The organism is Shewanella decolorationis S12 (assembly GCF_000485795.1).
GTDB classification, from domain to species: Bacteria; Pseudomonadota; Gammaproteobacteria; order Enterobacterales; family Shewanellaceae; genus Shewanella; species Shewanella decolorationis.
Genome location: NZ_AXZL01000067.1, coordinates 39,312 through 53,295, shown reverse-complemented (window position 1 = coordinate 53,295; position 13,984 = coordinate 39,312). Strand labels below are relative to the sequence as shown.

The 13,984-nt window shown below is 47.1% G+C and carries 9 protein-coding genes; 7 read left to right on the top strand and 2 right to left on the bottom strand.

What is annotated here, in order from left to right:
* Positions 1–30: 30 nt before the first annotated feature.
* A complete protein-coding gene (locus SHD_RS11440) occupies positions 31–1,971 on the bottom strand; it encodes a phytase (RefSeq protein ID WP_023267256.1) in 1,941 nt (646 codons plus the stop codon).
* Positions 1,972–1,995: 24 nt separating this feature from the next.
* The gene (locus SHD_RS11435) at positions 1,996–4,833 is read right to left on the bottom strand and encodes a TonB-dependent receptor (protein WP_023267255.1); all 2,838 of its coding nucleotides are present in this window, start codon (positions 4,831–4,833) and stop codon (positions 1,996–1,998) included.
* Positions 4,834–5,463: 630 nt separating this feature from the next.
* Here SHD_RS11435 and SHD_RS11430 point away from each other — a divergent pair.
* From SHD_RS11430 to SHD_RS11400, 7 genes are all read left to right on the top strand, one after another.
* On the top strand, positions 5,464–6,429 hold the full coding sequence (locus SHD_RS11430) for a GGDEF domain-containing protein (protein WP_023267253.1): 966 nt from the start codon (positions 5,464–5,466) through the stop codon (positions 6,427–6,429).
* Positions 6,429–7,583 carry an AraC family transcriptional regulator gene (locus SHD_RS11425; protein WP_023267252.1) on the top strand — a complete coding sequence of 385 codons (1,155 nt, stop codon included), beginning with the start codon at positions 6,429–6,431 and terminating at the stop codon, positions 7,581–7,583. Before SHD_RS11430 ends, SHD_RS11425 begins: the two co-directional genes overlap by 1 nt.
* Positions 7,584–7,976: 393 nt before the next feature.
* A complete protein-coding gene (cml, locus tag SHD_RS11420; RefSeq protein WP_023267251.1) occupies positions 7,977–9,185 on the top strand; it encodes a CmlA/FloR family chloramphenicol efflux MFS transporter in 1,209 nt (402 codons plus the stop codon).
* A gap of 376 nt (positions 9,186–9,561) precedes the next feature.
* On the top strand, positions 9,562–10,530 hold the full coding sequence (locus tag SHD_RS11415; protein ID WP_039978182.1) for a helix-turn-helix transcriptional regulator: 969 nt from the start codon (positions 9,562–9,564) through the stop codon (positions 10,528–10,530).
* On the top strand, positions 10,527–11,732 hold the full coding sequence (locus SHD_RS11410) for an EAL domain-containing response regulator (RefSeq protein WP_023267249.1): 1,206 nt from the start codon (positions 10,527–10,529) through the stop codon (positions 11,730–11,732). The genes SHD_RS11415 and SHD_RS11410 overlap by 4 nt, the downstream gene beginning before the upstream one ends.
* Before the next feature lie 40 nt (positions 11,733–11,772).
* On the top strand, positions 11,773–12,030 hold the full coding sequence (locus tag SHD_RS11405) for a hypothetical protein (protein ID WP_133178233.1): 258 nt from the start codon (positions 11,773–11,775) through the stop codon (positions 12,028–12,030).
* Positions 12,020–13,954, top strand: coding sequence for an ATP-binding response regulator (locus SHD_RS11400; protein WP_023267247.1), 1,935 nt, complete (start codon positions 12,020–12,022; stop codon positions 13,952–13,954). Before SHD_RS11405 ends, SHD_RS11400 begins: the two co-directional genes overlap by 11 nt.
* The last annotated feature ends 30 nt before the right edge of the window (positions 13,955–13,984 follow it).

Genomic DNA, 13,984 nt, shown 5'->3' with positions numbered 1-13,984 from the left:
AGAACATGCGGCATTCAACTGGCTCAATACTCAGTTAAGCGATAATTTCTCGACAATACTGTGCCAAGGCAGCCATTTAAAAGATTGATTATTATCCGGTAAATGATTGTGTCCATCCTGTACCACCAGCATTCCCTGTTGCCATGCACCCGTGCCAACGCTTAAGTGAGTCACGGCCAAACCATCGGTCTCGCTACTGCCATCGATACTGGTTTCGCGGCCATTTTCCGTGCCGTTAAGGTTGACTCCAATACGGAACTTGCCTAATTGGGCGTAGGGCGGCTGTGCCTGATACAGCAAGTAACTGTTGTCGCCTTGGCTGGACACCACCAGCAGATCCTGCTTTTTACCGTGAATATTGGCGCCTTGATAGAGTGAAATGCCTTCAACATCGGGGACTAAGTCGCCCTCGGCTTTAATGATGAGTTCACCTTGGGTACCGCCATTGGCCTTGGCATTAAAGCGCCAAATGCCTTTGTCTTCTTCACCGATAAACAGCGCGTGCTGAGCCTCATCGACTACACAGCCTTCGACTTGGCTTGGGGTATGGATATCACGCACCAGTTTGATACTTGGGCCATTTACCTGCCAATCGACGCGGTATTGGGCGATGCGGCCGGACTTTTCGTTGGCGAACACATACAGAGTATCGGCATCTTGATACAGACACATGCCATAAATATCCACCATATTGGTGGCTTGATTGGGATACTCACTTAACTTGCCCTGAGCATCGATTTCATAGAAGGCGAGGCTGTCGTTATCCCTTAAGGTCGCCACGGCGATATCGCGTTTTTTTCCGCCCAGCATCACTTGCTGGCGCAAATCGACGTTATTGCTGCGACCCGACGGCAGGGCTTGAACCTGCTCGCCACGCATATTAAAGCTCAATAGCCCCCAACGTTTGTTGGTGCCAAGTACTAGGCTTTTTTCCGGTTCAGTTGGATGCACCCAAATCGCTGGATCGTCCATGGTATCGCCGGGTCTATCGGATGGGGCGCTTTCAACCCAAGCAGGGATTTCGATGATGTTATCGCTGGGCTTGCTACTCGCTTTAGTCAGGGCTGCAGGCAAGACTGCTTGGGTAAATAAATACTGATCGGTTTTATCATCATAGAGGGCAAACTGGATTGCCCTGTTGGTGCCAGTTCCGTTTAGATAACCACTGAACCCTTGTACCTTCCCTAAGTTGTAGTTTGCAATCGGCTGTTGATCTAAGGTCAGGGTACCTTTTTTATCGCTTAACAATAACTTGCCATCGATGACTTGCATGCCCGCGATATCATTATTGAGGGCGGCGAGAACCAACTTCGCGCTATTGTCGGCAAAGGGGCTGGCATCAAATTGCCAAACACCGGCTTCGGGCTCACTCACTAACAGTTTGTCGCCATCGATGGCGCAGCTAGTGCTGTTGACGGGGATTGCCTGACTGCGCAGCTTTTTGGGCATAAAGTGCCCGGCATCACCTAACAGCCATTGCTCGCTATAACCGTCTTCGCCGCCAAACCAAGCGTAGATATTGCCATCCTGCGGCCTTGGCTGAATACAGATCCAATTGATTTCAAATGACGCCATCGGCAGTAGTGGCAATACATTGGTCGCGACTTTGCCTTCTATCTGTTTGATCATGATAGGGCGGATGCGATCGGCGCGGCGATCGAGCGTTAAGGCATAGGGATCGCTAAAGGCCAACAGTTCAAATTCGCCTTTGACTAAGGTTTTGGCGGCGGGCAGTGACGTTTTATCCGCGTTTGGCATGCTTTGTAGCATCAAACCAGTTTTTTCACTGACCCAAAGCCAATCAACGGCAGGGATTACTGCGTTGTTATCCTTGGTAAACAGCAAGGCTTGGGCTTGGCTGCCCTTGTGGGCCGGGGCTGTGATCGGTTGAGCTAAGGCACTCAAGGGCGCACTGATAAGGCCTGCTAAGCTAATGGCTATGGCACTAATTTTAGTAAATGTTGTTGTCATATCTTTGTTCTTTTTAATAGGTGATTAATAGTTGGTGTACTGCACGCCTAACTGGAAAGTGCGGCCATAGGCTTCGTATTGGGCGTTGTAGCTGCTGTCACCCGTATAGCTGTAGTAGGGCTCGTCGGTCAGATTCACCCCTTTGAAATACAAGGTTAAATTGCTGGTTAGATGGGCCTTAGCGACAAAATCCCACTGCAAGTGATTGTCTTGATAGAGATCGTAGCGCTCATCACTGAGCTCAGTGACTTCCTGTAAATATTCGGATTTATAGGCTGCCGATAACCAGACACTGGCGTAGCTATTTTCATAGCCAAGTGACAGGTTTGCGGTGAGATCCGATTGGCTCGGCATGGGAATATCGCGGCTCAGTAATTGGCCATCCTCCAGCCAACTGATCTTGGCGCTGGAATCCGTATAAGTGAGGTTAGAGTTGAGCACCAGCGCATTAAAGGGCTCGGGCAAAAAGCTAAACTCTTGCACATAGCTGAGTTCCACGCCGTAGATGTCGGCGCTGTCGCCATTAACAAAGGTCACGGCGCTATGGGCATCGATGTAATCGCCACGGCCAGCTAAATCCGCCTGATAGATAAAGTTGTCGATATCTTTATAAAACAGTCCCGCCGAAATTAAGCCAATATTGCCGAAGTAGTGTTCGAGGCTTAAGTCAAAGTTCATCGATTCGAGCGACTTAAGCTCTGGATTGCCGAAGGTTAAATCGATATCGCCATCATCCTCTTCGAGCAAATATCCCGGCGCTAATTGGCCGAACGTTGGGCGGACTAAGGTGTTGGTCCAAGCGGCGCGTAGCACGGTATTGTCGCTATAGCGGTAAGTGAGATGCAGTGCGGGCAGCCAATGATCCTCATCGCGGGAGTGCTTGATGTCGATAAACTCGCCCTTGGCGCCATCGTAGCCGTAGCCGCTAGAATCCCATTGATTTTGCTCGAAACGCAGCCCCGTTAAGATACGCAGTTTATCGATATCGATATGGCCCATTAGGTAGGCGGCGTTGATATCTTCGCTGATATCAAAGTCGTTAATGGTGGACTCGATATCATCGCGATTGCTTTCGGCATCGAGGCTATCGATAAGCTGCCACAGTGGCGTAGCATCGATCCCGCTGCCAAAGCGGCCGAGACCGTAGTCAAGCTCATTGCCCGCATATTGACTCAATAGCAAATCGTCATCGCTCACGCCTTGATCGCCTAAGTCGCTGTAGATCCAGATATCTTCGCGATTGGATTTATCGCGGCGGCTCAGCTTGACGCCGGTTTTTAGCTCGACACTGTAATCCGCGAGGGTTAGCTGGCGGGTGAGATCCAGTTGACCACTGTTAATGGTGTCTTCGGCCTTGGAGGCGGCGATTTCAATCTCATCTAACTCAAAGTTAGCGTTTTGAAAGTAATCTTCGGGGGCGATGATTTGTGGCTGCTGAGTATTGCGAAAGCCCGTGTTATCAATCTTGGCGACAAAGTCGGCGCCGGCGATATCCCGTGGTTTTTCGGCGCTGGCGGTGCTGTGGCTCGCTTGATAGTCAAAGGTCCAACGTTCGAAGCGGGTTTGACCGCCCAGCACAAAGGAAGTGATATTTTGGTTCTCGGTGCGTGATTTTAGCGAGCGGGTAGTTTTGCCTTGGCTGAGGGCATTGGCTTGCTGCGGCGATTTCCACTTAGTTTTTGAGCTGTTACGGGTTTCGGTATCATCAAACTCACTGTAAAGGGTGCGCAGATACAGATCGGTATCATCGCTTGGGCGATAATCGAAGTTCACGCCTATGCCTAAACGTTCCCGATTGATTTCATAATCCCGCGCGTCGATGGATTCAAGCGCCGCATCTTCAAAGCCGTTATCCCCGGCAAATTCCCATTTACCGCCGGTTTCGACGTTGTCTGAGCCAAAGTCGCGGTTATACCAACTGGCGCCTATGGCTACCCCTAGCTTGTCGGCAAAGATATCGCTGTAGCTGGCAGCGAGTTTGGGATTAGTATTGTCGGTTAAGGTATCTTGGCTCGCCTCAGCGTTGAGGTTGAGATAAGTATCATCGCGATCGAAGGCCGACAGGCTTTTAACCTCAATGGCGCCGCCCAGTGCATCGGCATCCATATCCGGCGTTAAGGTTTTACTCACTTCTACCGACTGCAAGAGATCCGATGGCACTACATCGAGGGCAACCGCACGGCGATCGCTTTCGGGTGAGGGTAAGCGGGTGCCGTTCATCGATACTGAGTTATAGTCCGGCGCCATACCGCGTACGCGTACAAAACGACCTTCGCCCTGATCCCGCTCGATAGATAGCCCAGGCACCCGCTGCAGCGATTCACTGATATTGCTGTCGGGGAAATTCCCCAGCACATCGGCACTGACCACGCTCAGCACATTGTCGGCGCCGCGTTGGCGGTTCATGGATTTACTTAATGCGCCTTGTTGGCCGACGACACGGATATGCTCCACATCATCTTGGCTGCTTAAGTTGATATCTTGCAGCGTGGTTTGTTTATCGCGAATGCTAACGCTATGTTCCAGCGGCATAGCACCGAGGTAGTTGACCACTAAGGTGTAATCGCCATCCTGCACGCCGACAAAGAAGAAACGGCCATCGCGGCCAGCCTGTTGGCTCAGGTTGAGCTCTTTTAAGGTGACGGTTGCGCCAGCAAGAGGTTGCTGACTGACATTATCGCGAATTTGACCTTCAAGCTTGCCAACGGCAAGGACGTTAGTGCTAAAGCCTGCGACCATCATAGCCAAGCTAATTGCCGACAGACGTGCAGCCAATCGGGTTTTAGGAATGGCGTGTGGCTTTCGAGGCGCTCGGGAGCTTTGTTGTAACTCTTGTTGTAATGGCGTGGTACGAGATTGCATCTTGAGTTCCGTTTAAGTTGTTTCTGTTGAGTGTTATTGCAAGCCTTGGGTGAAGGCCTATTTGTGATGGCGGCCAAGTTAGGGGAGCAAAATGTCAGATTTGTGACGGGATAATTGATCTGCCGTATTTGGCGGTTGTTAACGTCCGAAAATGGCGGTTTTCGGCAGTGAGTGAGCCAAAATGACGCTGAAACATCACCGCAAAAAATTGGCATGGATTAGTCAAAGTCGTTCAGGAATGATGCAGATATGAAGATTGCTATTTAAGATAATATCTTAATTTATAAAGCATTATATTGCTTTTGGTCATAAGGCAATGATTTTCAGCAAAGGTCTCGTTAAGTCCGCGCAGGCATGGAATTCAGCATCAATCAGCTCAATATGGGGTTTTTATCCGTACCACTCAAAAGTGCCTGAGCTAATTTGCCGCTGTAGTCGGCACGAATATTATGTGGTTAAGGTTTTTATTATATTAAATTCAATGCATTAAGCTTTATTTGTTTATGTTTGTCAGCTTAGCGCCACTAAATGGCGTCACGGCATTGTCATAAAAGCCCGCTAACTTGCCATCCCATAAAGCATTAACGTTGTATTTGCCCCATTTGGGCTTCACAGAACAAGGTGTGTATTTTGGGAACTCCTGCAAAATCATTACGGCTCGCCAGCGTCTATGGCTTAAGTCTGCTTATCATCTTTATCGTGCCGCTGTTTCTTTGGCAAAGTACCACGGCCAAGACTGTGGCGGCGGTGGATTGGTTCGATGTCACCACCGAGGGCGCCTTATTTATCCTCGGTATGTGTTGGTTGATGGTGATAGTGTCTGTTCGCCCTTCTGGTAGAGTGACAAATCTGTTGATTGCTGGCCTCTCAAGTTACTGCTTGGGCTGCTATTTAGATTTGTTAGATGAGATTTTTATCGTCAAAACTATCCCAGTGTATAACTGGTTTGAAAAGATGCCGACGCCAGTTGGGCTATTGGTGCTGACCTGTGGCCTATGGCTATGGCGCGATGAGCAAACCGTCGTCAATCGCCAGTTGCAAACTCGGGAGCAATTTCACCGCGAACATCAGTTAACCGATGGCTTAACCTTGCTCAATGATGCTAAAGCCTTTGAACATCACTTAATAAAACAATTATCGCAAAATCAAGCGTTTGGTCTGATTATGCTTGATATCGATAATTTTCATCAATACAACCAAAATCAAGGGGTGGAAGAGGGTGATAGGCTCTTGTCGCAGTTGGCATTGTGGCTCAGCTCAACCCTTAGGAATCAGGATTTAGTCTGCCGCTACGCAGGCGATCGCTTTATCATTCTGTTGCGCGGTGCTATTCCGCCCTTAGTGAGTGTGATGGCGGAGCAGATACAGCAAGGTATTGGCGCGTTCGGTTGTAGCGCCTCCGTGGTTTGGGCATTGCCTTCACCTAAAGTGCTGCCATTGCAAACGCATAAAGCGCATGCAAAGGAAGAGGCCGCTACGCTGCTTCAATTTTTGAATCAAAAAATGTCACAGCAAAAAGAGTGTCGCAGTCCGGCCGCTACACAGGCTCAAGCGTGTGACACGCAAAATCCGTCGACCTTGAGTGAGCTTAACTGATGCGCGCGCTCGCCACTTGGCAGGATAAATGTATCGATAGCCAATTGCTGGTGGCGAGCATAGTTGGGCTTTTTAAACAGCGTGGGCTCGATAGCGATAAGTTGCTAAGGGGTACAGGGATTTTTACCGCGGACATTCGTAAACCCGATCACCTTATTAGTCCAAAGCAGTTATCTCGACTGCTGGACAATGCCTTATCCCTGTGGCCAAGTGGAGATTTAAGTTTCTTATTGGGTCAGCTGTGGCTACCATCCCAAAGCGGCGCGCTCACGGCGGGGATATTTTGTGCGCGAGATCTGAAGTCGCTCGGGCATTTTTGGCATAAATATCATTGGCTCACACAACCTTGGTTGCAAACTTGGCGCTGGCAGGGGGAGCAGGAATGGCACTTTCTATTAAGCCTCGACCTAGGCATGCAGCGGCACAAACAGTTTTTCATTGAATTAAGCCTGTCGTCCCTCACGGCATGCTGCAAACAATTACTTGGTCAAGCATGGCGCGGCTGTATCAGTTTTCCTTACCCCGCACCAGCGAACTTAGCACATTACTATAAGTATTTCGGCACTGAGTTAAGCTTTGATGCGCCCCTTTGCCGAATTTCGATGGCAAAATCCCTGTTGTGCCAACCTCTGTTGTTTGCAAGCCACTTAGAGGCCCATGCGATCGATTTTACTGGCTCCAAATATACCGAGCAGCTGAATAAGCCCGCTGCGTTGCAACCTTGGGAGCACCCTCATGCGAGCACATTGGATCGCCATTTTAACGAGCCGCTTGCGAGTACTGTGTTAGGGCCGCAATTGACGATGGCCAAAAATGCCCGTCAAGCTCTGCTCGCGCATGGGTTTCGCCACGGATTAGCGGCTGGGATCCGCCTTAAATTGATGCAGAAAACATTGAGCCTGCCGGAAATGGCACAGTTGCTGGAGATAAGCCCTGCCACGTTAAAACGGCGTCTTGGGGAGATGGGGCTGAGTTACGGGCAATTAGTCGATGAATCCCGTTTGATTAAGGCGCTGTATTTTCTTGCCGAGCCAGAGCAGGATGCTAATAGCATTGCGCATTCCTTATCCTTCAGTGACGCCAGTAATTTTAGGCGTTCCTTTAAGCGCTGGACCGGCCAATTACCCGCCTATTTCCGCTTTTGGCTCGCCTAAGCGAGCGCGATAAATATTTACGGCTCAAAACAGTAATAATTTCACCTGTTTTGAATGGGTATTCGCGATTTTGCATAATGGTTAGAAAAATCCCCGGGGTTATAGTTTTATTTATGCAAATTTAAGCATACCCAATCATTTGTAAGCGCAGTGGCGATTGGGTGCTGATTGGGGAATAAGTCATAGTAATCGAGGGGGGATTTGTGGCATGATCCGCCATCTTGTGCTGCAAGAGGCATGGTGACTCGTGCGGTAACAGGCGTTGTAATAAACACGCACACAGAACAGTAGTAAATCATTTTACAGGTTAAAAACGGAGGTTAAAGATGAAGAGGGCGGTGCCTTTTATCCAATTATCGCTGTAAACATTCATAGCAATAATTGGATTTTAACATGACAAAATTTAATCAAAACCCGCAAGACCGCAAATGGGATTACACCTTTGCGTACTCACTTCTATTACTCATTCCCTTCGATTTACTCGCTTCCCTAGGCATGGATCTGTATCTGCCTGCCATCAATGATATTCGCCAGAGCTTTAGTGTTAGCCAAGATCAAATGCAGCTGACTTTAACCCTGTATATGGCGATTTTAGGCTTAGGCCAGTTGTTATTTGGACCGCTATCCGACGCAATTGGACGCAGGCGAGTGGTGATTACCGGAGCCTTAGTTTACGCAGGTTCCAGTTTGGCGATGGCATTGACCGACAGCTTCAATGTGTTTTTGCTCCTTAGGATTGTGCAGGCCTTGAGCGCCTCTGCCGTGCTGGTGGCGGCATTTGCGACCGTGCGAGATGTGTTTGCCGATAGGGAAGAAGGTGTCGTTATCTACGCCATTATGGGCTCAGTGCTCGCGGCCGTGCCTGCGGTAGCGCCTTTTATTGGCTCGCTTATCGATGGACTTTGGCACTGGCGAGGGATCTTCTACACCTTAGCGATATTTGCTGCCCTAGTTGGTTTGCATGCCTTACTGAAATGGCCTGAAACCCGCCCAGCACAGACCCATCCCTTTGAATGGGAAAGATGTTTTAACATCATTCGCGCTAAGGCGTTTTTAGGCTATACCTTGGCCTACGCCACGGCTATGGGGGCCTTCTTTGTCTATTTTTCGGCATCCCCCAGCATATTGATGGACAAATTAGGGCTCGATAAAGTGGCTTTTAGCCTGTGGTTTGGCTCGGTTGCGATAGTCACGATAATCACCACTCGCTTTGTTAAGCGTTTCGTCAAACGTTGGGGCACACAGGGCACTGTGCTGAGAGGCTTGATCGGCATGATGCTAAGCGGCGGCCTATTGTATGGGCTGGAATGGCTAAATGGACTGAGTTTACTTGGCTTTATGCTGCCCATGTACTTCATCGGAGTGCATATCGCCTTAACCTGTGCCGTAACCGCTAATGGTGCTTTAGCGGCGTTTTCCCATTCTGCGGGGCTGGCAACCGCTCTGTATTATGCCATTGAGAGTCTGTTCTTAAGTGCCTTAGTCAGTCTGTTGATTTGGCTGTTACCTTCGGGTACTACGCTGGTGATCTGTTGTTATATTTTGATCTCGGCGTCACTATCACTGCTATTTATTCTCTCCATTAGAGCGGATAACCAATAGTTTCAGCTCAGTTAGCGTCCATTAAAAGCCGAGAATAGCTCGGCTTTTTTGCATGCTTTATTGGTTTTTATTTGCTCGAAATTACCGTACGTATCACTAGACACTTTTTTTGGTTACCCAATGTTACTGTGCCATGGTTTTAGGCAAAAGTTGGCATTTATACTGCAAATTCTATGGCTAAAGCATGGTTACGACTCGGAGCAAATGGAGGGACAAGTGATGCGAGAAGACAAAATCACGGGTCTTTACTTTGTAGAAGCACAGCAACGCATTTGGATTATTTATACCTTGAGACATCCAGAGCCAATAGATGATGTGAACCATGAGACCTATATGGAGCTTCTTGAGAAAATAAAAAAGACAAATGGAACACGCTATGATTTGTACGCCTATCTCCTATCCAAGCAAAACCAGTGCACAGACATTCTCCAATTTCTTAAAACACACCCGCACTGAAAACCAATTATCTCAAGAGGATTTGTGTTGCCTGCTGCGGCAAAAGAGTTGCCTGTTCGATAGCTTAGATGCCATCACTATCAGCCGCTGGGAACGCGGGGTAAATATTCCCTCCTTGGCTAAACAAGCTGAGATAGTTGAGATTTTCGGAGCGGAATTATTTGATATTTATCGCGAAGATAAAACCTTTATTCATGAAGGCTTAGCGCTGATCAATTTATTTGAGTCCAGTATTGAACGCAGCGAGCATCCTTATTACCGAAATAAACCCTATCGTGTCGAGTTTATCGATAGTCAGGATGATAACTTTATGACCTTGCTGCAGTTAAGTTTGGTTTATGAGAGTAATCCACGGCTTTCTTTGGCGAATCGTCAATTATCTCAACCTTTCTTTTGTGGATTATCGCTGGTGGTCGCCTTTAGTTTTGGTGAGCAGATCGTGGGGCATAGTTTGTTTTGCCGCACTCAGGCTAAGGTTGCCCTCGAATTTATGAATGATGAGGTGGATTTATTTGAAGTCATAGGTCATCACTCCCAATCGATTCCCGATACCTTGATGGTGTTTTCATCCTTTGGGGTAACGCCACATATTGAGAATTACATGATGTCTGTTTACCTCCATAAGATGGCTTTAAGCCGCTCAATTAAATACCTGAGTTTTAGCATCTGCGATGAAACTTTAAAGCGTAAACTCACTCAGTTTAAATTACCGCTTTTTAAGATCCGAACCTTAGACAACTATCATAAGCCCATAAAAAACTACTCTTTTTTTGCTAGTCGAACCGAAGTGATGGCGAATCGAAATTTGCTGAAATTGTCGGTTATCCCTTCGGCTAAATCACAGACAATCGATCCCATTTTCTTTATGCAGTTAGGGACCAGCATATGAATATACTCATCATCGATGATCAAAAATTTATCCGTGAGACGCTCAAAGCGGATATTCATCGGTATTTAGCGGAGGACGAGATCCATATTTATGAGGCGAGTAATGGCAACCAAGGGATAGAGTTGCTGATGGCGCTGGATGTGTCACTCGACTTAGTGATTATCGATTTAAAAATGGAGCAGGGCGATGGTATTGCGGTCATTAATATGTTGGCGACAACGCCTCGTTGGCTAACAGTGCCGATTGCGGTGATCAGTTCTTCAGATAAACGCACGCTGGAATTGGTTGACTGCATTATTCATACCCTGAGACTCAACTTGGTTGGTGTGTTTGCCAAACCAGTTAATGCGAGCGATATCTTAACCCCATTATTGGCGACGGAAGCCGAAGCAAATACGGCGCTAGATATTCAGGCCAATCGACGCCATCGACATACCAATATCAATGTTCAACAACTACTTAAAGATGAGCAGTTGATCCTTTGTTATCAGCCTAAAATTAATTTAACTACCCAAGAAATTATGGGATTTGAGGTGTTATCACGACTGTGCGACCGTCATCACGGGTATATATACCCCGATGCGTTTTTACCCTTAATCAATCAGCAGGGGCTAAATAGCGTTTTCACTCGTATGGTGATTTCTCAAGCCCTGCAATGTTGGGTTCGTCAGCCCCTATTAGCCCAGTTTTCGCTATCGATTAATATCACTGCTGACGATCTTACCTGTGATGAGTTGATTGAATATATTATCGAATCGAGCCGGAACCATGATGGTGTTAAGTTGATTTTAGAGTTAACCGAATCCCAAGAGATCATTAATCAGGACAGGGTGCTCAATTCAATCGCACGGCTGATTATTAACAATATTGATATTTCCCTCGATGATTTTGGTAAAAGTTATTCCACCTACGATCGCCTTGATGCTATTCCGTTTAAAGAAATCAAAATCGATAAAAGCTTTGTTTCTGATATGGATATCAATCATCAACATTACTTGATTGTGGAGTCGACGATTGCGCTCGCGCAGAAGATGCATGTCAAAGTGGTCGCAGAAGGTGTTGAAACGGCGGCGATTGCGGGTATTTTGTCAGCATTGGGCTGTGATGTGGCGCAAGGCTATTTATACAGTCCTCCTATTGAAGGTCGCTATCTGATTGATTGGATAGGCCAATATCAGAGCGAGTTAGTGCATGGACAATGATGAACTTGAGTGCACAGTTCGGCGAGCGGTGTTGGGCTTCATGAACCAGTATCCCCCCATTCAGCAACAAGTACTTAGACAAGCTTTACTCACCGAGCTTGAAAGTCTTCACTATCAACTGTTGCAGTTACAAGCAGGTGAAACCACATCTGAGATTAAGCATGCGTTTTGGGGGATGAGTAGTTATCTAGACCTGCACGAGACTTTTGCATTGACGAGTTTAACAACCGTTTCAGAGTTGAACGCGCAGGTAAGCCTGTTGTTGGCCGTGGTTCGAGAACTATGTCATGGGCAGTAGATTGACTCCGAGTATTCATCTGTTCTCAGGATTACTGGTCACTCTGTTGCTTATTGGTTTGACGTTGGCGCATTCGATAAATGAATTTAAAACGGTTTATCAAAAAAAGGCTCAAGCGGTATTTGCCTCATCCCAGGATATGTTTTTACAGCATCGAATAATGTTGGATGCGCTGCGATCGTTTTTTCATGCCTCTGAGGCGGTGTCACCCCAAGAGTTTGAAATCTTTGCTAAGGATCTATTGAGGATAAAATCGGCACTGGCTTTTACCTTAACGCCGGCGCTTCAACTTGCGTATCTATCCGATCCTGCTCAGTCCGCTGAGCTTAATCGGCTGCAACTGTTTCGTACCGAGCAAGGTGAACTACAGGCACAATTAAGGGATTATCTCCTTGTCGCCGTTAAGATTGACGAGCCTAATATGCCGTATCTTATCTATGCCATCTCACAAAAAAGAATATTGAGCCGCATCGATCAAGAACAGAACGTTTGCGTCACCTATCAGTTTGAGCATTCGATAGTGCGAAGTTCAGCCTGTGATAGGCCTCCAGCAGTGGGTTTTTGGCGACTATTTGCTTACTCAGATGAGCAATTTGTGGTGCTCAGCGAATATCAGACTCAATTTAATCTACAGGTTTACTACCAAGTTCATCGCGCCGAAGTGATTGAAGTTTTAGTGATTATTTTTTCTATTGCATTGCTTGGAAGTGCATTTTCCATACTGTGGTTTGTTAAAGCGAAACATAGGCAAGTGGTAGAGCGTATTGAGTGGGAAAATCGCTCTAAGTTAGCGCTACTTGCCAGTATTAATCACGAGATCCGCACGCCAATCAATGCGTTACTTGGCTATAGCAAGATGTTAAAGAAAACACTCGCAGCACGTCATTCCACGCCAGTCCAAACTGATGCAGTAAATCATCATGAGCAAGCGCTCAGTGCAATCACGGATAAGATGATTTGGTCAGCTAATTTACTTTACTCGGTGGCTGAAAATACCTTGAATTACAGTAAAGCCGAGGTTGGGAAGTTAAAGTTAGACCAACACCCCGTAAACCTTAGGGAATATGTCGGACGGATCCAGGAATATTACCGAGCTTTTAATCGCACTTCGGGGAAAAAACTGACCGTAACGGTCAGTGATTCTCTACCCGATTGGCTGGCGCTTGATGGCACTAAGCTATTCCAACTCGTCACCAATATTATTAATAACGCTTTTAAATACAGTACTGGTGATCAAGTGCATTGTTATATCGATGTACACTCTTCATCAACACATGACTCGACATCAGCCAAGTTAAGGATATTAATCCGTGATTTTGGTGAGGGCATGTCTTGGCAGGCAAAGCGGGCGTTGGACGATCCCTTTATTCATCAATCGGTATCAAGTCAGGGCATCTCTGGAATGGGGCTTGGGTTATATACCTGTAAGCGTCTCTTAGAGCAAATTGGTGGGAAATTACGTTTACGCAGCCAGAAAGGGCGGGGAACGATTGTTTTGCTGCGTTTTCCCTGTCAGTTAGATTGTCAGGTGCCAGAGCCAACCAACCATTATGTCAAGCAGCCGTTACTTTTAGTGGATGATAATTTATTTAACCTTGAGATTTGCCGCAGTGTGCTCGAGTCGCATTTTACGTATATTCACAGTGCTGATAGGGCTGAAGAGGCCTTAAGATTATTTCAGAGCCTGCGACCCGCTATTGTGATTGTCGATTATTGTTTAAAGGATTCGGACGGGTTAGCGTTAATTAAGCAAATGGTTATCGCGCAGGCAGAGCATTCATGGGCATGTCAGTACTTTCTGTTATCTGCGAATGATTGCCACGAGATCCCTGATTTGGCGCAGTTTCCGGAGGTCATCTTTATGCAAAAACCCTTTAGTATCGAAGTATTCTTAAGCAAATTAGCAACGGTTTCACAGCGGTAAGATTGTTGTTCCTTAAGCTATAAATCGGTT

What these genes read in the sequence shown, in the direction of transcription:
- SHD_RS11415 (WP_039978182.1), top strand. Translation starts at nt 9,562, where the DNA reads ATGATTTGTACGCCTATCTCCTATCCAAGCAAAACCAGTGCACAGACA.
- SHD_RS11400 (WP_023267247.1), top strand. Translation starts at nt 12,020, where the DNA reads ATGGGCAGTAGATTGACTCCGAGTATTCATCTGTTCTCAGGATTACTG.
- SHD_RS11435 (WP_023267255.1), bottom strand. Translation starts at nt 4,833, where the DNA reads ATGCAATCTCGTACCACGCCATTACAACAAGAGTTACAACAAAGCTCC.
- SHD_RS11410 (WP_023267249.1), top strand. Translation starts at nt 10,527, where the DNA reads ATGAATATACTCATCATCGATGATCAAAAATTTATCCGTGAGACGCTC.
- SHD_RS11425 (WP_023267252.1), top strand. Translation starts at nt 6,429, where the DNA reads ATGCGCGCGCTCGCCACTTGGCAGGATAAATGTATCGATAGCCAATTG.
- SHD_RS11405 (WP_133178233.1), top strand. Translation starts at nt 11,773, where the DNA reads ATGAACCAGTATCCCCCCATTCAGCAACAAGTACTTAGACAAGCTTTA.
- SHD_RS11440 (WP_023267256.1), bottom strand. Translation starts at nt 1,971, where the DNA reads ATGACAACAACATTTACTAAAATTAGTGCCATAGCCATTAGCTTAGCA.
- cml (WP_023267251.1), top strand. Translation starts at nt 7,977, where the DNA reads ATGACAAAATTTAATCAAAACCCGCAAGACCGCAAATGGGATTACACC.